This window comes from Pseudomonas japonica (assembly GCF_900188455.1).
Taxonomy (GTDB): domain Bacteria; phylum Pseudomonadota; class Gammaproteobacteria; order Pseudomonadales; family Pseudomonadaceae; genus Aquipseudomonas; species Aquipseudomonas japonica.
In genome coordinates this window covers 34,140-54,536 of the sequence record NZ_FZOL01000019.1, presented here as the reverse complement: position 1 = coordinate 54,536, position 20,397 = coordinate 34,140, and the positions used below count along the sequence as shown (strand labels likewise).

Annotated in this window: 19 protein-coding genes; 6 read left to right on the top strand and 13 right to left on the bottom strand. The window is 64.6% G+C overall.

All coding sequences use genetic code 11. The features are described from left to right. The first annotated feature begins 7 nt into the window (after positions 1-7). Positions 8-1,243: a hypothetical protein gene (locus tag CHB99_RS21075; protein ID WP_042121961.1), complete on the top strand. Its 1,236-nt coding sequence runs from the start codon at positions 8-10 to the stop codon at positions 1,241-1,243. 108 nt (positions 1,244-1,351) lie between these two features. On the opposite strand, the gene CHB99_RS21070 is transcribed toward CHB99_RS21075, so the two are convergent. Both CHB99_RS21070 and CHB99_RS21065 read right to left on the bottom strand, forming a co-directional pair. Then, positions 1,352-1,564: a tautomerase family protein gene (locus CHB99_RS21070; protein ID WP_042121960.1), complete on the bottom strand. Its 213-nt coding sequence runs from the start codon at positions 1,562-1,564 to the stop codon at positions 1,352-1,354. Between the two features lie 31 nt (positions 1,565-1,595). After that, a complete protein-coding gene (locus CHB99_RS21065; RefSeq protein WP_042121959.1) occupies positions 1,596-2,327 on the bottom strand; it encodes an SDR family NAD(P)-dependent oxidoreductase in 732 nt (243 codons plus the stop codon). Positions 2,328-2,450: 123 nt separating this feature from the next. Between CHB99_RS21065 and CHB99_RS21060 the strand changes: the two genes are divergently transcribed. Then, positions 2,451-3,374 (top strand): LysR family transcriptional regulator, encoded by a 924-nt coding sequence (locus CHB99_RS21060; RefSeq protein WP_042122177.1) that lies wholly within the window; start codon positions 2,451-2,453, stop codon positions 3,372-3,374. A gap of 54 nt (positions 3,375-3,428) precedes the next feature. On the opposite strand, the gene CHB99_RS21055 is transcribed toward CHB99_RS21060, so the two are convergent. Together CHB99_RS21055 and CHB99_RS21050 are read right to left on the bottom strand one after the other, a co-directional pair. After that, positions 3,429-4,277, bottom strand: coding sequence for a type 1 glutamine amidotransferase domain-containing protein (locus CHB99_RS21055; RefSeq protein WP_042121958.1), 849 nt, complete (start codon positions 4,275-4,277; stop codon positions 3,429-3,431). 16 nt (positions 4,278-4,293) lie between these two features. Next, positions 4,294-4,599 (bottom strand): putative quinol monooxygenase, encoded by a 306-nt coding sequence (locus CHB99_RS21050; protein WP_042121957.1) that lies wholly within the window; start codon positions 4,597-4,599, stop codon positions 4,294-4,296. Positions 4,600-4,687: 88 nt separating this feature from the next. Here CHB99_RS21050 and CHB99_RS21045 point away from each other — a divergent pair, with 88 nt between their 5' ends. Further along, entirely contained in the window at positions 4,688-5,626 is a 939-nt protein-coding gene (locus CHB99_RS21045; protein WP_042121956.1) for a LysR substrate-binding domain-containing protein, read from the top strand. An 8-nt stretch (positions 5,627-5,634) separates the two neighbouring features. Here the strand turns inward: CHB99_RS21045 and CHB99_RS21040 are convergent, their stop codons facing one another. Together CHB99_RS21040 and CHB99_RS21035 are read right to left on the bottom strand one after the other, a co-directional pair. Next, on the bottom strand, positions 5,635-5,919 hold the full coding sequence (locus tag CHB99_RS21040) for a type II toxin-antitoxin system RelE family toxin (protein WP_042121954.1): 285 nt from the start codon (positions 5,917-5,919) through the stop codon (positions 5,635-5,637). Between the two features lie 10 nt (positions 5,920-5,929). Further along, the gene (locus CHB99_RS21035) at positions 5,930-6,163 is read right to left on the bottom strand and encodes a Phd-YefM (protein WP_084702555.1); all 234 of its coding nucleotides are present in this window, start codon (positions 6,161-6,163) and stop codon (positions 5,930-5,932) included. 275 nt (positions 6,164-6,438) lie between these two features. On the opposite strand from CHB99_RS21035, the gene CHB99_RS21030 reads away from it, so the two are divergent. Together CHB99_RS21030 and CHB99_RS21025 are read left to right on the top strand one after the other, a co-directional pair. Further along, the gene (locus tag CHB99_RS21030) at positions 6,439-7,539 is read left to right on the top strand and encodes an efflux RND transporter periplasmic adaptor subunit (RefSeq protein ID WP_042121952.1); all 1,101 of its coding nucleotides are present in this window, start codon (positions 6,439-6,441) and stop codon (positions 7,537-7,539) included. A gap of 6 nt (positions 7,540-7,545) precedes the next feature. After that, complete coding sequence (locus tag CHB99_RS21025; protein WP_042121950.1) at positions 7,546-10,617, top strand: efflux RND transporter permease subunit; 3,072 nt, start codon at positions 7,546-7,548, stop codon at positions 10,615-10,617. A gap of 75 nt (positions 10,618-10,692) precedes the next feature. Here the strand turns inward: CHB99_RS21025 and CHB99_RS21020 are convergent, their stop codons facing one another. The 3 genes from CHB99_RS21020 to plsB form a co-directional block, all read right to left on the bottom strand. Continuing rightward, positions 10,693-11,382 carry a DUF4197 domain-containing protein gene (locus CHB99_RS21020; protein ID WP_042121949.1) on the bottom strand — a complete coding sequence of 230 codons (690 nt, stop codon included), beginning with the start codon at positions 11,380-11,382 and terminating at the stop codon, positions 10,693-10,695. Between the two features lie 36 nt (positions 11,383-11,418). Further along, complete coding sequence (locus CHB99_RS21015) at positions 11,419-11,817, bottom strand: YbaY family lipoprotein (protein ID WP_042121948.1); 399 nt, start codon at positions 11,815-11,817, stop codon at positions 11,419-11,421. A 106-nt stretch (positions 11,818-11,923) separates the two neighbouring features. Then, entirely contained in the window at positions 11,924-14,419 is a 2,496-nt protein-coding gene (gene plsB, locus CHB99_RS21010; RefSeq protein ID WP_042121947.1) for a glycerol-3-phosphate 1-O-acyltransferase PlsB, read from the bottom strand. A 219-nt stretch (positions 14,420-14,638) separates the two neighbouring features. Here plsB and CHB99_RS21005 point away from each other — a divergent pair, with 219 nt between their 5' ends. Beyond that, entirely contained in the window at positions 14,639-14,848 is a 210-nt protein-coding gene (locus CHB99_RS21005; RefSeq protein WP_009395290.1) for a cold-shock protein, read from the top strand. 75 nt (positions 14,849-14,923) lie between these two features. On the opposite strand, the gene CHB99_RS21000 is transcribed toward CHB99_RS21005, so the two are convergent. The 4 genes from CHB99_RS21000 to CHB99_RS20985 all read right to left on the bottom strand — a co-directional run bounded on the left by CHB99_RS21000 (position 14,924) and on the right by CHB99_RS20985 (position 20,112). Continuing rightward, entirely contained in the window at positions 14,924-15,301 is a 378-nt protein-coding gene (locus CHB99_RS21000; protein ID WP_042121946.1) for a hypothetical protein, read from the bottom strand. Positions 15,302-15,320: 19 nt separating this feature from the next. Next, positions 15,321-16,133 (bottom strand): putative RNA methyltransferase, encoded by an 813-nt coding sequence (locus CHB99_RS20995; protein WP_042121945.1) that lies wholly within the window; start codon positions 16,131-16,133, stop codon positions 15,321-15,323. Beyond that, the gene (gene dapE, locus CHB99_RS20990) at positions 16,133-17,284 is read right to left on the bottom strand and encodes a succinyl-diaminopimelate desuccinylase (protein ID WP_042121944.1); all 1,152 of its coding nucleotides are present in this window, start codon (positions 17,282-17,284) and stop codon (positions 16,133-16,135) included. Before dapE ends, CHB99_RS20995 begins: the two co-directional genes overlap by 1 nt. A gap of 239 nt (positions 17,285-17,523) precedes the next feature. Continuing rightward, positions 17,524-20,112 (bottom strand): glycosyltransferase, encoded by a 2,589-nt coding sequence (locus CHB99_RS20985; RefSeq protein ID WP_042121942.1) that lies wholly within the window; start codon positions 20,110-20,112, stop codon positions 17,524-17,526. Positions 20,113-20,397: the final 285 nt, after the last annotated feature.

Here is a 20,397-nt window from a genome sequence, read left to right as displayed (position 1 = left end):
AGGTGGAATGGCGCTAGTCAAAAATCCGGGAGCCAATTGCACGGTGGCATTCGATAGGGCGTTCAGCACGGCTCATCTGCGTGCCCGAAGTGGTCCGGCGCCGTATCCGGAGCCGGACCTGGTCCAGCATCTGATTTCGCGCGAGACGCTCCGTACGCTCAATAGGCAGTGTTCGAGTCTGTACGATAGGTCGCAGAACATTGTCAGGTTCCGTGGCGTCTTTCTTCACTCTTCACCGATGGCCAGCTATATGGCGGGAAGCCAGAGCTGCTGTCGTGAGCTGGCGGATGCCATGTTCGTGGTGTACGTGAGCGAGCCTGATGCCAACGGCATGCATGTGATCGTTCGTCGCAGCGCTTTTCTGCTGATGTTCAAGAAGACCGGCAGCCGCCGGCCGCGTGCTTTTCGCTATGATCCGGGCGGCGGTATTGACCCCCAAGGCACTGATCAGCAGCAGTTCTACCTGTACAACCAGTGGCCCAGGTTCGAGTTGCGGCTCGCTCACAACGGCGCGCTTGCGGGGGTGTACGACATCAACACGGGTGGCGTGCCGCACGACATCGGCAAGTACGCGCTGGTCTGGGACCCGAGGGCCGGAAGAGCGCGCTGGTCGATCGGCACTCAGGATGTGCACTGGTTGGCAGGGCAGCCGGTTCCCCGTTTTCCGATGGATCCGAGCACTACTTCGCTTGGACGACAACTCGAGGCATTGATCGACGGTGCACCCGGTACCGTCGGCCGGGATTTCTCTCCCAGGCCAGCGGCCGCAGGTGACTGGGACGGATTGATGGGGACATTGCTCGGCTACCCGTCAGCGCCCGGCATACCGGCAGGGGGCAGCCTTCTGGACCACTCGAAGTGGAAGGGCGTGCCACGTCACGTCAATCCGGCGGCGCTGGGACTGATGAGCTTCGGCAGCAGCCTTGGCATGGAACGCCTGGAACACCTGAGCCTGGTTCAGGCCACGCTTCGGCAGGAGCTGCGAGACGGGTACCACTCACCTTATCTTCCAGGCGCCCTCCGCCGCTCGTCCAGGGCTCTGAATCGGCTGGCGGAGCATCTTTCTGCTCAAGGTTCTGCGCCCTGCGCAGGCGCACGCCGATTTCCGGTGCTCATTGCCAGCGTGACCCGTTTCAATTCCGCGGAGCGGAGGCCAGTAGCGGAAAAACGAGCGGACCAACCGGGCGGGGAGCGTGACAGGTTGCTCGATACTCTTGTCGAATGTGTATTCGACTACCTGTGATCGCAGGAGGCAGGAGCTGCGAAGGTCCGTCCAGCCTGTTGGGCGGTACGGACCTTCGCAGTGGCTTGCGTTCATCTGAGCGGGCCTGTCCCGGAGACAGCCGAAAGGCTAGCGGCTCTTCTCTTCCCTGCTGCGATATTCGGTCGTGGTCATTCCCGCATAGCCCCAGTTATCGGTATCCACTTCCTCGATCACGATGTGGGTCAGGTCCGGCCGCTTGCCGAGGACCCGTTCCAGGGTCTCGGTGAATTCCTTGATGACCTGGGCTTTCTGTTCCCGGGTCACCCCGTCGCGGGTGATGCGAAGGCTTACGAAAGGCATGGCGTGCGCTCCTGTGAGATGGGGGCTGCGGTTACCAGGTGCCGGTGCTCATGCCGCCATCCACCGGCAGGACCACGCCGGTGGTGAAGTCGGCATTCGCCAGGTACAGCACGGCTTCGGCGATATCCTCGATCCGGCCGATCCGCCCGCTGGGCTGCAGGCCGGCGAGGAATTCGTGGATCGCCGGGTCGTGCATCGGCGTTTCGATGATGCCGGGGGCCACCGCGTTGACCTGGATGTTGTACGGCGACAGCTCCAGGGCCAGGGCGCGGGTCATCTGGTTGAGGCCGCCCTTGATCAGCACCGGCAGTGCCGCCGGTACCGCACGATTGGCCTGCAGCGCCACCGCCGCGGTGATGTTGACGATATGTCCCTGCCGACGCTCGATCATGTGCCGCGCGGCGGCCTGGGAAGCGTAGACCACGCCCTTGAGGTTGGTTTCCAGCAGGCTGTCCAGCTCGGCCGGGGTGTAGTCGGTGAACGGCTTGGGCAGGAAGAAGCCGGCATTGTTCACCAGCACATCGACCTGGCCGAAGGTTTCGATTGCCGCCTTGACCAGTTGCTCGGCGGTTTCCGGCCGGGCGATATCGCCCGCCACGCCGATGTAGTTGGCCGGGTTGCCGAGGGCCAGTTTGCTTTCCCACAGCCGTTCTTCGCTGCGGGCGTTGCCGACGACATTGAAGCCGCGTGCCAGGAACGCCCGGGCCAGGCCCAGGCCGATGCCGCTGGAGGTGCCGGTGATGACGACGGTCTGCTTGCTCATGAAGGTGTCTCCACAAAGGTTCCGAAAGGGTGTTCAGCGCGCTGTTGGGAGGACTATATTTTTGCGGCGAGGTCGGATAAATAGGGCTTCCGGTACTTCAGTTGATACACGGTGTAATCAATGGTGAAGCGACAATTCGACGATGTGCTGCTGGGCAGCATCGAGCTGTTCTGCCTGGCGGCGGAGGAGCGCAGTTTTACCGCGGCAGCGCTGGCTGCGGGGGTGACGCCGGCAGCGGTGAGCCGTTCGGTGGGGCGGCTGGAAGAGCGCCTGGGTGTGCGCCTGTTCGTTCGCACCACGCGCAGCATTCGTCTGACCGACGGTGGCCGGGGTTACTACGAGCAATGCCGTCAGGTGCTGGCCCAGCTGGTCGAGGCGGAGCGCGAAGTGATGGGCCAGCAACAGGAGCCGACCGGCACCCTGCGTATCAGCCTGCCCACCACCTACGGGCATCACCGCATCCTGCCGCTGCTGGCGGAGTTTCGTGGGCGCTATCCGGGTGTCACCGTGGATATCCATCTGAGCAATCGCAACATCGACTTCGTCGGCGAGGGTTACGACGCGGCCATCCGCGTGCGCGCCCAGCCGGACTCGACGCTGATCGCCCGGCTGCTGGAGGACGCGGCGCTGGTGGTGGTGGCGACTCCCGAGTACCTGGCCCGGGTCGGCGAACCGGTCTCGCTGGACGACCTGGAGCGACATGAGTGCATCCAGTTCGAGTTGCCCAGCAGCGGGCGGCGTATCGCCTGGCTGTTCAACGAAGGCGGCGAGCCGCGGGAGATTCTCGCCGATGGCGGGTATGTCTGCTCCGACGATGTGCTCGGCGGCGTGACCCTGGCCAAGAGCGGCGCAGGCTTGTTCCAGACCTATCGCTTCATCGTCGAGCGGGAGCTGGCCGAGGGTGCCCTGGTCGAGGTGCTGAAGGATTTCGGCGGGCGCTCGCGGCCGTTCACCCTGCTGTATCCGCATGGTCGGCACGTGCCGTTGCGGTTGCGCGCGTTCATCGACTTTCTGCTGGAGAAGAAGCGCGCCTGGGACGCTGCTTGAGGTGGCAGCGAGCTCACGCGCGAAGCGCCGCGTGAGCGGCGCCGATGGCACGGATCAACGACGCGGGGCCTCACCCAGCTTGCTCACCAGTGCCTTGCCCAGTGCATGATCGGAAAACGGGTTCTGCCCGGTGATCAGTTCCCTGTCGACCACCACATTCGGGTTCCAGGCCTGGACATAGCTCATGTCGCCACCCGCCGTTTCCATCGCCTTCGCCGGATAGAACAGGATGCGATCGCCGTTGAGCGAGCTTTCGAACACCTGCTCTTCCGCGTCGGCGAAGATGGTCATGCGGTAACCCTGGTAGATCCAGTCCTTGGCCGCCGGCTTCTCGCCACGCGCCAATGCGGCCTGGTAAGTGGCCGGATCCGCCTGCGCCGAGAGCAGGGAGATCGGGCCGTGGCAGATCGCCGCCGTCGGTTTGCCGGCCTGGTGGAAATGCCGCAGCAGGGCGCCGACCTCCGGGTTGTTGGCCAGGTCGATCAACGGCGCGTGGCCACCGGGAATCAGCAGCCCGGCGTAGTGATCCAGATCGCCCGCCAGCACTTCCTTGAGCGACAGGGTGTCGTCGATCCCCGGCAGGCTCGCCACCAATTGCTGGATGCGCTTCATTTCCGCCGCGTCGCCGGCGAAGTACTGCGGATCCACCGAGCGCTGGTCGACGCTTGGCGCATTGCCCTTCGGGGTCACCAGCACCAGCTTGTAGCCGGCCTTGAGCAGATGGTCGGCGGGTACGCCGAACTCGTTGAGGTAGTAACCGGTGGGGTATTGCTTGCCGCCCTTGAGCGGCAGCACGTTCTCGCTGGACAGCAGCACCAGCACTTCACCCTTGGGCGCGGCGGTGGCGGACGCGGAGAGCAGGGCGCCGGCGACTGCCATTGCCAGTTTGGTGGTCTTGGTCATGCGCGTGGTTCCTGATTCAGTTGAAGGGGGCGAGGTCCAGTGGGCGGGCCAGGCGCACTTCGGTGGGGGCTGCCGTCCAGTCGGCGCTGGCCGTGCGGTAGTGCTGGTAGTGCGCACTCTGGCGGTGAGCCTCCACGGCGGCGCTGTCGACATAGAGCTCGAACAGGTCGAACGCCAGTTGTTCGCCTTCACGGATGAACAGGTCATAGCGCAGGTTGCCGGGCTCGCCGCGGGACTGTTGCACCATGGTGCGCAATGCCTGTTCAACGGCATCACGGTGTTCCGGGCGGGGGGTGATGGTGGCGAAAATACTGATGGTCATGAAAGAACTCCCGAGGTCGATGGACGTCATCTTCCGACAGTCACTATGATTCGAGAATTCGAAAGCATTTATCACAGCCTTCCAAAAAATGAATATCGCCAAGAAAGACCTCAACCTGCTGCTGGTCTTCCATGTGCTCTATCAGGAGCGCAATGCCTCGCAGGCGGCCGCGCGCATGGCCCTGAGCCAGCCGGCCCTGAGTCACAAGCTGAACAAGCTGCGTCATCAGTTCGGCGATCCGTTGTTCGTCCGTGCGCCCCGCGGTCTGACGCCGACACCGCGCGCGCACGAACTGGCGCCGCGGGTGCGGCAACTGGTAGGCGACCTGGAAGCCTTTTACGACGTTTGCGACGGCCAGGACTTCCTCGCCCGCGCCGAGCGCCTGCACCTCTACAGCACCGACTACATGGAGCAGATCCTCCTGCCACGGTTGTTGCCGGTCCTGCGCAGTCAGGCCCCGAATCTCGTGCTGATCACCCACAACACCCGTGGCGTGCTGCCTCGCGAGGAACTGGAGAAGGGCACCTGCGACCTGGCCATCGCCGGTTTCTACACCGACCTGCCGGACACCTTTCATCAGCAGCGGCTGTTGAGCGAGGACTTCGTCGTGCTCGCCTCCCAGGGCAATCGCCGGTTGACCGAGGGGCTCGATCTGCAGGCCTTTCTCGACTGCGAACACCTGATCACCACCCTCACCGGCGACCTCGACGGGCTGGTGGATCGAGCGCTGAAGGCTCGTGGACTGGAGCGGCGAGTGGTGGCGGGATTGTCCAGTTTCATCGCCCCGACACGTCTGGTGCGGGGCACCGATCTGCTGCTGACCTGCCTGCGCTCACTGGCCGAGGAAGCGGTGGAGCGGGACTCGGACCTGCGCATGCACGCGCTGCCATTGGCGCTGCCGCAGGTGGAGGTGATGCAGATCTGGCACGCCCGCACCCATGGGGATGGACTGCGGCGCTGGTTTCGCCAGCAGGTGGTCGAGCTGTTGCGGGGGCAGTGCGCTCACCAGGATTTCCCGCCGCAGTAGGGGCGGGATCAAAGGCGCCAGGTGGCAGCCTTGTAGACTTTGTCGTCGCGCCGGGCACCGACACAGAGGATCAGGACGATTTCAGTGCCATCGATGCGGTAGACGATACGGACATCACCCGTGCGGATTCGACGGTAGCCGGCAAGCGTACCGCGCAAAGGCTTGCCGATCTTGTCCGGCTCGCCTTCGGCGATGCGCTCGCGGATCACTTTGAGGATTCTGCGGGCTTCAGTCGTGCCCAGATGCTTGAGGTCCTGCTCGACTTCCGGGTGAAAGCGTACGTTCCATCGCATTGGCTCTTGCCTACTTGAAGCGAGCCTCCATGTCCTCGAGGCTCACGGTCCTTTCTTCGTCCAGGGTGGACAGGCGATCAATGGCCTGGCGTTCGGCACGGAGCTCTTCGAGTTCATCCTGCAGTGTCTGGTAGTTCTCGACACTCATCAGTACGGCGGCTGGCTCGTTGTCCTTGAAAATAACCAGATGGGATACCTTCCCGCTGGTAACTTCCTTCAATTTCGCGCTGAAGCCACGAACCATCGCGGTAGCAGACACTGCCTGGTCGGCCCGGTCAAGAAGTGCACTCATGGGCTTTTGCCTCATTTTGTGTGTTTGTCAGAATCCCGGAGTGGGAGACACATGGTTTGCAGTATATGCAATGTAATACGTAAAACAATACGCATGAGTAGTGCCATCCCTCTCAGCGGAAAAGGCTGGCCAAAGTACTGCCCCCCACCTTTCGCAGCGCAACACCCTGATTTAATATACCCGCCAGTATAAATATTCGAAGCACCCTTCGCGAAAGGTCATTTCCCATGTTGCGTCATGCCTTGCCCGTCGCTTTGCCCGCCGTTCTGGTCGCGCTGCTGTCTGCCTGCGGGCAGGAAAGCGCTCCACCCACCGTCATTCGTCCCGCCATGGTGGTGCAGCCGCAACCGGCATCGGCGGCGGTCGACAGCTACCCCGGCGAGGTGCGCGCGCGCTTCGAGCCGGAGCTGGCGTTCCGTATCGGCGGCAAGGTGAGCAAGCGCCTGGTGGAGGAGGGGCAGCGGGTCAAGGCCGACCAGGCGCTGGCCGAACTGGACCCGCAGGACGTGCGCCTGCAACTGGAAGCGACCCGTGCCCAGGTCGCTGCCGCCGAGGCCAATCTGAACCTGGTGCAGGCCGAGCGCGATCGCTACAAGAAGCTGCTCGACCGGCAGATGGTCAGCCATTCCCAGTACGACAACGCGGAAAACCTCTACCGCGCCGGCCAGGCGCGGCTCAAGCAGGTGCGCGCCGAGTTCGATGTGGCCGGCAACCAGGCGGGCTATTCGGTGCTGCGCGCGTCCCAGGATGGCGTGGTGTCCAAGCGCCAGGTGGAGGTCGGTCAAGTGGTCGCCGCCGGGCAGACCGTGTTCACCCTCGCCGCCGATGGCGAGCGCGAGGTGTTGATCAGCCTGCCGGAGCAGAATTTCGGCCGCTTCGCCGTGGGCCAGGCGGTGACCGTGGAGCTCTGGTCGCAACCGGGGCAGCGCTTCGACGGGCGTATCCGTGAACTGTCTCCCGCCGCCGATCCGCGCTCGCGCACTTTCGCCGCGCGCATCGCCTTCAACACCGGCAAGGTCCCGGCCGAGCTGGGCCAGAGCGCCCGGGTGTTCATCCAGCATGCCGAGCAGGTGCCGCTGGCGGTGCCGCTGTCGGCGCTCAGCGCGGAGAACGGCCAGACCTACGTCTGGCGCGTCGACGCCAACAACACCCTGCAGCGCACCGTGGTGCGGGTCGGCGCCTATGGCCAGGACAGCGTGCCGGTGCTCGAAGGCCTCAGTGCCTCCGACTGGGTGGTCGCCGCCGGCGGCCACGTGCTGCACGAGGGACAACAGGTGCGGCCGGTGGACCGGTCCAATCGTACGGTGAATCTGGCGGCCAAGGAGTAAGTCCCGATGGGTTTCAACCTTTCCGCCTGGGCCCTGCGCAATCGGCAGATCGTGCTGTTCCTGATGCTCCTGCTGGCGATCGTCGGAGCGCTGTCCTACACCAAGCTCGGCCAGAGCGAAGACCCGCCGTTCACCTTCAAGGCCATGGTCATCCGTACCCTGTGGCCGGGTGCCAGCGCCGAGGAAGTCTCGCGCCAGGTCACCGAGCGCATCGAAAAGAAGCTGATGGAGACCGGCGAGTACGAAAAGATCGTCTCGTTCTCGCGCCCTGGCGAGTCCCAGGTCACCTTCATGGCCCGCGACTCCATGCACTCGGCGGATGTTCCCGAGCTCTGGTACCAGATCCGCAAGAAGACCGCGGACATCCGCCAGAGTCTGCCGCCGGGCATCCAGGGGCCGTTCTTCAACGACGAGTTCGGTACCACCTTCGGCAATATCTACGCGCTGACCGGCAAGGGTTTCGACTACGCCGTGCTCAAGGACTACGCCGACCGCGTGCAGATCCGGCTGCAGCGGGTCAAGGACGTGGGCAAGGTCGATCTTCTCGGCCTGCAGGACGAGAAGATCTGGATCGAGTTGTCCAACACCAAGCTGTCCACCCTCGGCCTGCCGCTGGAAGTGGTGCAGAAGGCCCTGGAGGAACAGAACGCGGTGAGCACCGCGGGCTTCTTCGAGACCGCGAGCGAGCGCCTGCAACTGCGGGTCACCGGGCGTTTCGACAGTGTCGAGCAGATCGAGCAGTTCCCCATTCGCGTCGGCGAGCGCACCTTCCGCATCGGCGACGTGGCCCAGGTGCATCGCGGCTTCAACGATCCACCCGCGCCGCGCATGCGCTTCATGGGCGAGGACGCCATCGGCCTGGCGGTGTCGATGAAGGCCGGCGGTGACATCCTGGTGCTGGGCAAGGCCCTGGAAGCCGAGTTCGCCCGCATCGCCAGCAACCTGCCGGCGGGCATGGAACTGCGCAAGGTCTCCGATCAGCCAGCGGCGGTGAAGACCGGCGTGGGCGAGTTCGTCCGGGTCCTGGTGGAAGCGCTGGCCATCGTGTTGCTGGTGAGCTTCTTCTCCCTCGGCATGCGCACCGGCCTGGTGGTGGCCCTGGCGATTCCGCTGGTGCTGGCGATGACCTTTGCCACCATGTATTACCTGGGCATCGGCCTGCACAAGATTTCCCTCGGGGCACTGGTGCTGGCCCTGGGCCTGCTGGTGGACGACGCGATCATTGCCGTGGAGATGATGGCGATCAAGATGGAGCAGGGGTTCGACCGGCTCAAGGCGGCCAGCTATGCCTGGACCAGCACGGCGTTCCCCATGCTCACCGGCACCCTGATCACCGCGGCGGGTTTCCTGCCCATCGCCACCGCGCAGTCCGGCACCGGTGAATACACCCGCTCGATCTTCCAGGTGGTGACCATCGCCCTGCTGGCCTCGTGGATCGCCGCGGTGGTGTTCGTGCCTTACCTGGGCGAGCGCCTGCTGCCGGACCTGGCCAAGTTGCATGCGAAGAAGCACGGCACCACCGAGGACGGCGAGACCGACCCGTATGGCACGCCGTTCTACCAGCGCATCCGGCGTCTTGTCGGTTGGTGCGTGAGCCGACGCAAGACGGTGATCGTGCTGACCGTGGCGCTGTTCGTCGCAAGCGTCATGAGTTTCCGTTTCGTCGAACAGCAGTTCTTCCCGGCGTCCGGGCGCCTGGAACTGATGGTCGACCTTAAGCTGACCGAGGGCGCCTCGCTGAGCAACACCGCGGAGCAGGTCAAGCGTCTGGAGGAGATGCTCAAGCAGCGCGAAGGCATCGACAACTACGTGGCCTATGTCGGGACCGGCTCGCCGCGCTTCTACCTGCCGCTGGACCAGCAATTGCCGGCGGCCAGCTTCGCGCAGTTCGTTGTCCTGGCAAAAACCATCGAGGAGCGCGAGGTCCTGCGTACCTGGCTGATCGATACGCTGAACGAGCAGTTCCCCGATCTGCGCTCGCGGGTCACCCGTCTGGAGAACGGTCCGCCCGTGGGCTACCCGGTGCAGTTCCGCATCACCGGCGAACATATCGAGGAAGTCCGCGCCCTGGCGCGCAAGGTGGCGGCCAAGGTGCGCGAGAACCCGCATGTGGCCAACGTCCACCTGGACTGGGAAGAGCCGAGCAAGGTGGTCTACCTGAACATCGATCAGGACCGCGCCCGCGCCCTCGGCGTGAGCACCGCCGCCCTGTCGCGTTTCCTGCAGAGTTCGCTGACCGGCAGCAGCGTCAGCCAGTACCGCGAGGACAATGAGCTGATCGAGATCCTGCTGCGCGGCACCGAGCAGGAGCGTACCGAACTCGACCATCTGGCCAGTCTCTCGGTGCCCACCGACAACGGCCGCAGTATCGCCCTGTCGCAGGTGGCGACCCTGGAGTACGGTTTCGAGGAAGGCATCATCTGGCACCGCAACCGCCTGCCCAACGTCACCGTGCGCACCGACATCTACGGCAAGGACCAGCCGGCGACCCTGGTCAAGCAGATCCTGCCGACCCTGGAGCCGGTTCGCGCGCAGTTGCCGGACGGCTATCTGCTGGAGGTCGGCGGCACCGTGGAGGACTCGGCCCGCGGGCAGAACTCGGTGAACGCGGGCGTGCCGCTGTTCGTCGTGGTGGTGCTGACCCTGCTGATGCTGCAACTGCGCAGTTTCTCGCGCACGGCCATGGTCTTCCTCACCGCGCCGCTGGGCCTGATCGGCGTGGTGCTGTTCCTGATGGTGTTCCGCCAGCCGTTCGGCTTCGTCGCCATGCTCGGGACCATTGCCCTGTCGGGGATGATCATGCGCAACTCGGTGATCCTGGTGGATCAGATCGAGCAGGACATCGCGGCGGGACTGGGGCGCTGGCAGGCGATCATCGAGGCCACGGTGCGGCGTTTCCGGCCGATCGTGCTGACCGCGCTGGCGGCGGTGCTGGCAATGATCCCGCTGTCGCGCAGCGTGTTCTTCGGACCGATGGCGGTGGCGATCATGGGTGGGTTGATCGTGGCGACGGCGTTGACCTTGCTGTTCCTGCCGGCGTTGTATGCGGCGTGGTTCAGGGTCAGGAAGGAAGAGTGAATATGACGCGGCCCCTGTGGGAGCGGGTGAACCCGCCCACAGGGGCCGCGTCGTTCTTTCGATCAGCGGATCAGATCAAAGCGCGCCGAACACCTTCTTCGCCAGGCTGGTCGCCGCTGCCGCCGGGTTTTCGCGAATGCTGGCTTCCTGCTTGCCGATCATCTCGAACAGACCATTCAGCGCCTGCTCGGTCACATAACCCTCGATATTGGCGCTCTTCTGATCGACCACGCCGAAGGCCGCGGCCTGGCCGGCGAACTGGTTGTACTTCTGGGCCACGCCGACCTTGTCGGTGGCCGCCTTGACGATGGGCAGGAACTTCTCGCGGATCTGCTCGCGGCTGGTCTTGCTCAGGTATTGGGTCGCGGAGTCGTTGCCGCCGCTGAGGATTCCCTTGGCGTCGTCCACGGTCATCTTCTTCACCGCATCCAGCAGGATCGCCTGGGCTTGCGGCACGGCGGCTTCGGCGGCCTTGTTCATGCTGGTTTCCAGTTCCTCGACCTGGGCCCCCATGCCGAACTGTTTCATCTTCTTCGCCGCCTTGCCGAGGTTGCCCGGCAGTTCGATGCGCACCTCGGGGTCATTGCTGAACCCGCCGGGCTTGCCCAGTTGCTTGACGGCGATCTGCGCGCCCTGGCTGAGGGCATCCTTGAGGCCGCCGGCGGCGTCGTTCTGGCTCAGGTCGCCCAGGGACAGCGCCATGGCACTGGCTGACAGCAGCAGGCCGGCGCACAGGCCGGTGAAGGTGAGGGTACGGCGGAACATGGTGGCATCCTTGATCGGAACGGGTGAACGAAAGAATCAGCGAACCGCGTCAACCCTGATGCGCAGCGGTTGCGGATCGCTGCCGTCGAGTTTAACGCTGTGCTGCTCGGTGTTGATGAACAACAGCTTGCCATCCAGCTCGATTCGCGCGCTGACCGCATAACGGTGGCCAGGCTTGAGCTGGGCGGGGTCGTAGGACAGATGGAAGGGCAGTGGCACCTGGCCCTTGACCGGACCGTTCTGGCTGGCGAGGGTCACCGCCGGGGCGTCGGCCAGGGAAATGTCCTGCAGGGCGACATTCAGGGTTGCGCTGGGTGGCAGGGCGATACGTTGCAGGTAGAACACTTCGCCATCGAGGCTGGCTTTGTTGGCGGGGCTGTGGCTGGAACAGGCGGCGAGCAGCGAGGCGCAGCACAGCAGGAAGAGTTTTTTCATGAGGTCTCCAGAATCTGAATGCCGGCTTGGGGCCGGCATTCAGGACTTTAGCGGATTTTATGGTAGCCGACGTCCTGACATCTTGTAGGAAACGTCTGGCAGAAGGTCATGCCACCGTGGGCTGTTCGCTGGTGCTGTGCTCGTCGCGGTGCAAGGCCACCTGGCGAATCGACAGGCGCACCTCCGCGGACAGCACGCGTTTGGCCGCGCCCTCGGCCAGTTCGCCGAGTTTCTCGTGGAAGCCCAGCTTGCCGGCTTCGTCAGGGCGCAGCACGCCCTGTTCCACCAGGGTCTGGATGAAGTGGCGGAACAGGCTCTTGTCGAAGAACTCCGGGGCATTCAGGCCATGCAGGATCGACAGGCGCTGGGCCATGACCACGCAGAGGTCTTCCAGTTCTTCGGCGCTGAGGCTGTGCTGGCCGCTGTTGAGCAGCAGCGCGGTGGCCATGTAGAAGCGCTGCAGGGTCTGGGTAATGGCCCGGGCCAGCAGGGTCAGCAGGACGAACTGTCGCGAGCTCGGCGCCGGGCGCAGGTACACGCCGTTTTCCTCGCGCAACAGGCCCTGTTCGACGAAGGCGGCCAGCCACTGGTCGACCACCGCATCCAGGTCGTCCAGTTCCCAGCGGATGAACAGCTCCGATTGCAGGTACGGATAGAGGGCGCGGGTGTAGCGCAGAATCAGCTCGCGACTCATCCGCGAACTGCTCTGGAAGAAGCTCGCCAGCAGCGCCGGCAGGGCGAAGATGTGAAGGACGTTGTTGCGGTAGTAGGTCATCAGGACCGCGTTCTGCTCGTCCAGATACAGGATCCGGCCGAGGGCATCGCGCTGCTCGGCCAGCAGGTCCATGCCACGGACATGGCCGATCAGGGCCAGGCCGTCGCCTTCCGGCAGGGTGGTGTGCGGCGAGTACGGCACCTGGCGCAGCAGGGCCAGGTACAGATCCAGTACTCGGGTCAGGGCGCGCTCGTCGAGGGCCAGGCGGCTGGTGGAGAGCAGGGCGAGGGCCACCAGGTTGACCGGGTTGATCGCCGCCGCTTCGTTCAGATGCCGGGCGACTTTCTCACCCAGGCGCGAGGTGGTTTCGTTCAGCCAGGCCGGCCGGAACTGCGGGGCCAGTTGCTCTTCGCGCCAGCCGGGTTGCTGCTGGTCGAGGAACTGGTTGAGGCGGATCGGCTCGCCGAAGTTCACCGACACCTGGCCGAAACGCTGCTTGAGCGCGCCGAGGACCTTGAAGATGTCGAAGACCGATTCCTTCTTCTTGCTCGCACCGCGCAGCTCGCCCAGGTAGGTACGGCCTTCCAGTACCCGCTCGTAGCCGATGTACACCGGGACGAAGACGATCGGCGTGCGCGAGGAGCGCAGGAAGCTGCGCAGGGTGATCGCCAGCATGCCGGTCTTGGGCTGCAGCATGCGCCCGGTGCGCGAGCGCCCGCCCTCGACGAAGTACTCCACCGGGAAGCCCTTGGTGAACAGGGTGTGCAGGTATTCGTTGAACACCGCGGTGTACAGCGGGTTGCCCTTGAAGGTGCGGCGCATGAAGAAGGCCCCGCCACGGCGCAGCAGGCCGCCGATCACCGGCATGTTGAGGTTGATCCCGGCGGCGATGTGCGGCGGGGTCAGGCCGTTGCGGAACAGCAGGTAGGAGAGCAGCAGGTAGTCGATATGGCTGCGGTGGCAGGGCACGTAGATCACCTCGTGACCGGGGGCGATGCCCTGCACCTGCTCGATGTGGTTGACCTTGATGCCGTCGTAGATCTTGTTCCAGAACCAGCTCAGCACCACTTCGAGGAAGCGGATCGCCGTGTAGGTGTAGTCCGAGGCGATCTCGTTGCCGTACTTCAGCGCGGTGGCCTCGGCCTTGGCCAGCGGGATCTTCTCGCGCTCGGCCTCGTCGAGGATCGCCTGGCGCACCAGCGGGTCATGCACCAGGCCCTTGACCAGATTGCGCCGGTGGGAAATGTCCGGGCCGATCACCGCGCTCTTGAGGTTGCGGAAATGCACGCGCAGCAGGCGCTGGGCCATGCGCACGGTGCGCTCGTGGCCCTTGTTGTGCCCGACCAGTTCGCGCAGGTGGATCGGCGCGGAGAACTGCACGCGGGTCTTGCGCCCGAGGATGAGGATGGTCAGCAGGCGGCGCAGGCGCCCGGTCACCGCCCAACTGTCGGCGAACAGCAGTTTCCACGGACTCGACTCGCTGGCCGGTGACTGCCCCCAGAACACACTGACCGGAATGATCTGCGCGTCCTGCTCCGGCTGCTGGCTGACCGCGCTGACCAGGCGGCCCAACGTCGGCGGCGCGCCGCGTTTGTACTGGCGCCCCAGCCAGTCCGGCTCAGGGGTCAGGTAGAAGAAGGCGGCCGGCTCCATCAGGCTGCCGACGGCCACGGGCAGCACCGGGCGCGGCAGCCCTGCTTTGGTGCATTCGCGGTCGAGCACGGCGAGATCGGTCAGCGATGGCGACTGGATCGCGTAGAACACCGGACGACTGCGGTCCAGGTTGAGGGTGAAGGAGGACTGGTTGATGGTCTCGGAGCGAACCCACAGGTACAACAGTCGGCGCAGGGCGCCGAAGATCAGGCGGCGCAAGGGTGAACGGGTCATACGGAGTGTGCTCTGGAATATGGGACGCAAGTACAGACAGCGGGCAAGTGTGCCGTATCCGCGCAAGTTGAGCAAAAACCGGCCTGGTCATGAAATTTAATTTATGTCTGTCTTATACTCGGTCCGCCGCTTGCAGGGATTTTCCGCAAGCGGCGTACGCAGGGGCGAAAATCCCCTGCAGACAAGGCGAGTCCAAAATAAAAATCCGGAGTGTTACAGATGTCGTCTCGTGAGACTGGAAGTGTGAAATGGTTCAATGACGCCAAGGGCTATGGCTTCATTCAGCGTGAGGGCGGGGCGGACGTCTTCGTTCACTACCGTGCGATTCGTGGCGAGGGTCACCGTACCCTGCTCGAAGGGCAACAGGTTGAATACAGCCTGACCCAGGGCCAGAAAGGCCTGCAGGCCGAGGATGTAGTCGGACTTTAAGCGGTCAGCTACAAGCCACAAGCTGCAAGTTGATCGTGCTCGTCTTGCAGCTTGCAGCTTGGAACTTACAGCGTGTCAGTGGGTTCTCCAGGTGATTTCTTCTTCGCCGTCGGCGCTGATACGAATCCAGCGGTCGGCGTCTTCTTCCCCTTCTTCCTCGACCCAGCTACCCGGCGCGCAGCGTACTTCGACGTTCAGCGCGGCATGGGCGGCGCGGGCACAGGCGATGTCGTCTTCCCACGGGGTCTTGTCACTTTCCAGATAAAGACTGTTCCATTTTCCTACGGCCTTGGGCAGCCAGGTAACAGGAATGTCACCGGCCGTGCACTTGAAGGTCTGGCCTTTCTGCTTCCACTCGCTGCATGGACCGAGGGCAGCCTCCAGCCAGGCGGCGATCTGTTTGTGGTCGACGTCGGCGTCCTTCAGGTAGATCTCGATATCGGGTTGGCGCATGGGGATTCTCCGGGAAGGCTCAGTCCTGCAGGACAAAATAGTCGTAACGCATCGACACCGTTACCTGCAACGGCGCCGCCTGCTCGATCACCGCGGCGCGCCGTTCGGCGCTGGCGCGCCAGCCATGGGGCGTCATCGCCAGGAGGTTGGCGCGGTCGGCGGGGGCGGCCAGGCTCAGGCGGAATTCGAGGACTTCGCTGTGGGCGTGGACCATGTCCGCCGGGACCAGCGTCAGGTGCTTGTCATCGGCGTAGTCGCGGACCTCGTCGTAGAGCTTCTCGCGCAGCTCCATCAGGTGGCCGCTGGTCGGGCCGACACGCATCAGGCCGCCGCCGGGGCTGAGCAGGCGACGGGCCTCCTGCCAGTCGAGCGGGCTGAAGACGCTGGCGATGAACTGGCAACTGGCGTCGGCCAGCGGCACCCGCGCCATGCTCGCCACCAGCCAGGTCAGCTGCGGGCTGCGCCGGCAGGCGCGCTTGACCGCCTCGCGGGAGATGTCCAGGGCATAGCCGTCGGCGTTCGGCAGGGCGTCGGCGATCTGCGCGGTGTAGTAACCCTCGCCACACCCGATGTCCAGCCAGCGTCCTGGCGCCTGCTCGGCCGCCAGCGCGGCCAGGCGCGCGGCGACCGGGGCGTAGTGGCCTGCGTTGAGGAAGTCGCGGCGGGCTTCGACCATGGCCTGGTTGTCGCCCGGATCGCGGCTGTTCTTGTGCTGCACCGGCAACAGGTTCAGGTAGCCCTGGCGGGCACGGTCGAAACGGTGGCCGGCGGGGCAGCCGACCCCGTTGTCGAGCTTGTCCAGCGGTGCGGCGCAGAGAGGGCAGGTGAGCATCAGGCGAGCAACCGGGTCAGGGTCTGGTAGTAGATCTCGGTCAGCACGTCGAGGTCGCTGGCCAGGATGCGCTCGTTGACCTGGTGGATGGTGGCGTTGACCGGCCCCAGCTCGACCACCTGGGTACCCAGGGTGGCGATGAAGCGACCGTCGGAGGTGCCGCCGCTGGTGGAGGCCTGGGTTTCGCGACCGGTGATGGCCTTGATGCTGGCCGAGACGGCATCCAGCAGTTCGCCCGGCTCGGTGAGGAACGGCAGGCCGGACAGCGCCCAGTCGATCTCCCAGTCCAGCTGGTGCTTGTCGAGGATCGCCGCGACGCGTTGCTGCAGGCCTTCGACGGTGGACTCGGTGGAGAAGCGGAAATTGAACAGCGCGACCAGTTCGCCCGGGACCACGTTGGTGGCGCCGGTGCCGGAGTTCAGGTTGGAGATCTGGAAGCTGGTCGGCGGGAAGAATGCGTTGCCTTCGTCCCAGTGCTCGGCGGCGAGTTCCGCCAGGGCCGGGGCGGCCAGGTGGATCGGGTTCTTCGCCAGGTGCGGGTAGGCCACGTGGCCCTGCACGCCGCGCACGGTGAGGCGGGCACCGAGGGAGCCACGACGGCCGTTCTTGACCACGTCACCGACCAGGGTGGTGCTCGACGGTTCGCCGACGATGCACCAGTCCAGGCGATCGCCGCGTTCGCGCAGGCGCTCGACCACGGCCTTGGTGCCGTGGTGGGCCGGGCCTTCTTCATCGCTGGTGATCAGGTAGGCGACCTTGCCGCGGTGGTTCGGGTAATCGGCGACGAAGCGTTCGGTGGCGACGATCATCGCCGCCAGGCTGCCTTTCATGTCGGCGGCGCCGCGGCCGCAGAGCATGCCGTCGGCATCGATCAGCGCCTCGAACGGATCGTTCTGCCAGGCCTGCACCGGGCCGGTGGGGACCACGTCGGTGTGACCGGCGAAGCACAGCACCGGGCCGTCCTGGGTACCGTGGGTGGCCCAGAAATTGTCGACGTCCTCGATGCGCATCGGTTCGAGGGTGAAACCGGCATCGTCCAGGCGCTGCATCATCTGTTTCTGGCAATCGAAGTCGAGCGGGGTCACCGAAGGCCGGCGGATCAGGTCGCAGGCCAGTTCGAGGGTAGGCGAGAGTTCGGCGGGGGCCGTCATGAAGGACTCCGGGAGCAAGGCGGGGGTACGATTTTGGGGCGTTATCTTATAGCAAAAGAGGTGACAGGGCTCGCCCGTCTGGCGCGCTCGCGAATGGGGGGACGTCTCGATTGCCGTAGGAGCGCGGCTTGCCCGCGAAGGGCCGCAACGCGGCCCCGGAATCTGGTCGACTGCACAAACCTGGGACCGCTTTGCGGTCCTTCGCGGGCAAGCCACGCTCCTACGGGGGAGGTGTGTGGTCAGGCGGAGGCCGGCTCCACCGCTTCGGCAGGCTTGGGCAGCGACGACAGCATCGCCATCACCAGCGCCGCCACATACGGCAGCGACTGCACCAGCAGCATCGCCACCCAGAAGCGCATGTCGTTGCTCGGCAGGCCCTGGACCAGGTAGATCCCGGCCGCCGCACCCCACAGCAGGAGCATGATGAACAGCTCTTCACGGGCTTCCGACAGCGCCACCAGCAGACCATGGCTGTCGGCGTTCTTCGGCGTGCGGAAGAACGGGATGCTGCTGGTGAAGAACCCGTACAGCACCGCCTTGGCGATGGTGTGCGACAGCGCCAGGCCGGCCAGCGCCGCGGCGAAGGCGTCCTTGAGGTTGACCCCCACCGCGCGGCGGTAGAGGAAGACGATCTTGCCGACCTTGAACACGAACAGCGCCAGCGGTGGAATGGCGAAGATCAGCAACGGCGGGTCGACCCGCTGCGGCACGATGATCATCGCCGCCGACCACAGCAGCGCGCCGACGGTGAAGAAGATGTTCATGCCATCGGCGATCCACGGCAGCCAGCCTGCGAGGAAGTGATAGCGCTGGCCGCGGGTCAGTTCGGTGTCCGTGCCGCGCAGCAGGCTGGACGCATGGCGCTTGATGATCTGGATGGCGCCGTAGGCCCAGCGGAAGCGCTGCTTCTTGAAGTCGATGAAGGTGTCCGGCATCAGTCCCTTGCCGTAGCTGTTGTGGGCGTAGGCGGCGGAATAGCCCTTTTCGAACACGCGCAGGCCGAGTTCGGCGTCCTCGCAGATGCACCAGTCGGCCCAGCCCAGTTCTTCCAGGACCGAGCGGCGGGTCATGGTCATGGTGCCGTGCTGGATGATCGCGTCGCGGTCGTTGCGGGTGACCATGCCGATATGGAAGAAGCCTTTGTATTCCGAGTAGCAGAGCTTCTTGAAGGTGCTTTCGTTCTGGTCGCGGTAGTCCTGCGGCGATTGCACCACGGCGATCTTCGGATCGGCGAAGTGCGGCACCATGTGCTTGAGCCAGTTGCGGTCGACGCAGTAGTCCGAGTCGATCACCGCGATCACTTCGGCGTCCGCGGCGGTATGTGGAATCAGGTAGTTCAGCGCACCGCCCTTGAAGCCGGCCAGCGGCGAGACGTGGAAGAACTTGAAGCGCTCGCCGAGCAGTTCGCAGTGCGCCTTGATCGGTTCCCACACCGCGGGGTCCTTGGTGTTGTTGTCGATGATCAGGACTTCGTAGTCCGGATAGTCGAGGGCAGCCAGCGCATTCAGGGTCTGTTTGACCATCTCCGGCGGCTCGTTGTAGCACGGCACATGCACCGAGACCTTCGGCCGGTAGGCGTCGTCCCCCTGCACCGGCAGGAATTCGCGCCGACGCTTGTGGGTCCACACCGTTTCGGCCAGTTCGTGGGCCTCGGTCAGCAGGACGATGAACACCCCCAGCGCGCCGAGGGCGAGCAGGAAGCCCACGGTCAGGCTGAACCAGGTGCTGTACTGCTGGCTGTAGTCGTAGCCGATCCATACCAGCACCGAACCGCAGAGGAAGGTGATGAAGGTCAGGAAGGTCCGGCCGCGCTGGCGCAGGGCCGAGCCGTCGATCAGCAGCAGGGTCAGCGAGAGCAGGGCGAGGACCACCGAGCCCACCGCCAGCACACGCCACTGCGGGATCGCCACCACCGGGCCTTCGAAATTGAATTTCTGCTGGCGAGCGGCGTTGAACACACCCCAGTAGGCGCCCACCGAGCCTTCGTCACTGACTTTCCACGGCTGGTCGTAGGCCTCGATGACGAAGTAGTTGTAACCCTGGCGGTTGAGCTTGTTGACCAGGGTGCGCAGGTAGATCGCCTGATCGGCCTGGGTCGCGTCGGCACCGCCGCGCATGCGTCCGTTGCTCGGCCAGCCGACTTCGGAGAGCAGCAGCGGCTTGCGCGGGAACAGGTGCTTGAGGTCGCGGGCGCGGTCGAGGACGAACTGCCCGGCGTCCTTCATCGGGATGAATTCCCAGTACGGCAGGATGTGCGCGGCGATCAGGTCGACGTGCCTGGCCAGTTCCGGGTGTTCCTTCCAGATGTGCCACTGCTCGGAGGTGGTCACCGGCACCTTCACCGCGGCGCGCACCCGGTCGAGGTACTTGATCAGGTCTTCGGGAGTGATTTCCTTGCGGAACAACGCTTCGTTGCCGACCATCACCCGCACGACGCTGCGCGAAGTATTGGCCAGCTCGATGGCCTTCTGGATTTCCCGTTCGTTGCGCTCCTGGTCCGGGCTGATCCACACGCCCAGGGTCACGCGCAGACCGAATTCCTCGGCCAGCCGCGGGATTTCCGCCTGGGTGCCTTCGACGGTGTAGATACGGATGCTGTCGGTCAGCTTGCTCAGTTGCTCCAGGTCTTCACGTATTTCCGCTTCGCTGGGGTACTGGCCTTTCTGTGGGCTTTCGCCGAGGCGGAATGGGGAATAGGAGAAACCGGAGATCTGTTCCGGCCAGTTGGGAGCGGAGACCGGGCGGTTGATCAACGCCCAGAACCCGGTGAAAAGCGCGGCGATCGCCATGACGATCACCAGGTTGAGACCAAATTTACGCGATGACATAAGTTGTTCGAGTTCCGGAGAGTGGAACGGGCCCGCGCCGAAAGCGCGGATCCAGGGGGTGTCGGGGCAGTTCTTGTAGGAAGGTTGACCAGACAGCCATTGGATTTTCTTCAGGTAACGAAGTTCTGAAGACCGTTATATGTCGTCCAAGACTTTTTGCAGCGTAGGACACTTCGCCGGACATTAAAGCAGCTTTGCCATCATCCTGACCAATGCGCGGGCCGTCCGAAGGCACGCCCGGCGGGCTGTCATTGCCCGCGCGGGGGCCTATAATGCGCGCCGGTT

What these genes read in the sequence shown, in the direction of transcription:
- CHB99_RS21075 (WP_042121961.1), top strand. Translation starts at nt 8, where the DNA reads ATGGCGCTAGTCAAAAATCCGGGAGCCAATTGCACGGTGGCATTCGAT.
- CHB99_RS21070 (WP_042121960.1), bottom strand. Translation starts at nt 1,564, where the DNA reads ATGCCTTTCGTAAGCCTTCGCATCACCCGCGACGGGGTGACCCGGGAA.
- CHB99_RS21065 (WP_042121959.1), bottom strand. Translation starts at nt 2,327, where the DNA reads ATGAGCAAGCAGACCGTCGTCATCACCGGCACCTCCAGCGGCATCGGC.
- CHB99_RS21055 (WP_042121958.1), bottom strand. Translation starts at nt 4,277, where the DNA reads ATGACCAAGACCACCAAACTGGCAATGGCAGTCGCCGGCGCCCTGCTC.
- CHB99_RS21050 (WP_042121957.1), bottom strand. Translation starts at nt 4,599, where the DNA reads ATGACCATCAGTATTTTCGCCACCATCACCCCCCGCCCGGAACACCGT.
- CHB99_RS21045 (WP_042121956.1), top strand. Translation starts at nt 4,688, where the DNA reads ATGAATATCGCCAAGAAAGACCTCAACCTGCTGCTGGTCTTCCATGTG.
- CHB99_RS21040 (WP_042121954.1), bottom strand. Translation starts at nt 5,919, where the DNA reads ATGCGATGGAACGTACGCTTTCACCCGGAAGTCGAGCAGGACCTCAAG.
- CHB99_RS21035 (WP_084702555.1), bottom strand. Translation starts at nt 6,163, where the DNA reads ATGGTTCGTGGCTTCAGCGCGAAATTGAAGGAAGTTACCAGCGGGAAG.
- CHB99_RS21030 (WP_042121952.1), top strand. Translation starts at nt 6,439, where the DNA reads ATGTTGCGTCATGCCTTGCCCGTCGCTTTGCCCGCCGTTCTGGTCGCG.
- CHB99_RS21025 (WP_042121950.1), top strand. Translation starts at nt 7,546, where the DNA reads ATGGGTTTCAACCTTTCCGCCTGGGCCCTGCGCAATCGGCAGATCGTG.
- CHB99_RS21020 (WP_042121949.1), bottom strand. Translation starts at nt 11,382, where the DNA reads ATGTTCCGCCGTACCCTCACCTTCACCGGCCTGTGCGCCGGCCTGCTG.
- CHB99_RS21015 (WP_042121948.1), bottom strand. Translation starts at nt 11,817, where the DNA reads ATGAAAAAACTCTTCCTGCTGTGCTGCGCCTCGCTGCTCGCCGCCTGT.
- plsB (WP_042121947.1), bottom strand. Translation starts at nt 14,419, where the DNA reads ATGACCCGTTCACCCTTGCGCCGCCTGATCTTCGGCGCCCTGCGCCGA.
- CHB99_RS21005 (WP_009395290.1), top strand. Translation starts at nt 14,639, where the DNA reads ATGTCGTCTCGTGAGACTGGAAGTGTGAAATGGTTCAATGACGCCAAG.
- CHB99_RS21000 (WP_042121946.1), bottom strand. Translation starts at nt 15,301, where the DNA reads ATGCGCCAACCCGATATCGAGATCTACCTGAAGGACGCCGACGTCGAC.
- CHB99_RS20995 (WP_042121945.1), bottom strand. Translation starts at nt 16,133, where the DNA reads ATGCTCACCTGCCCTCTCTGCGCCGCACCGCTGGACAAGCTCGACAAC.
- dapE (WP_042121944.1), bottom strand. Translation starts at nt 17,284, where the DNA reads ATGACGGCCCCCGCCGAACTCTCGCCTACCCTCGAACTGGCCTGCGAC.
- CHB99_RS20985 (WP_042121942.1), bottom strand. Translation starts at nt 20,112, where the DNA reads ATGTCATCGCGTAAATTTGGTCTCAACCTGGTGATCGTCATGGCGATC.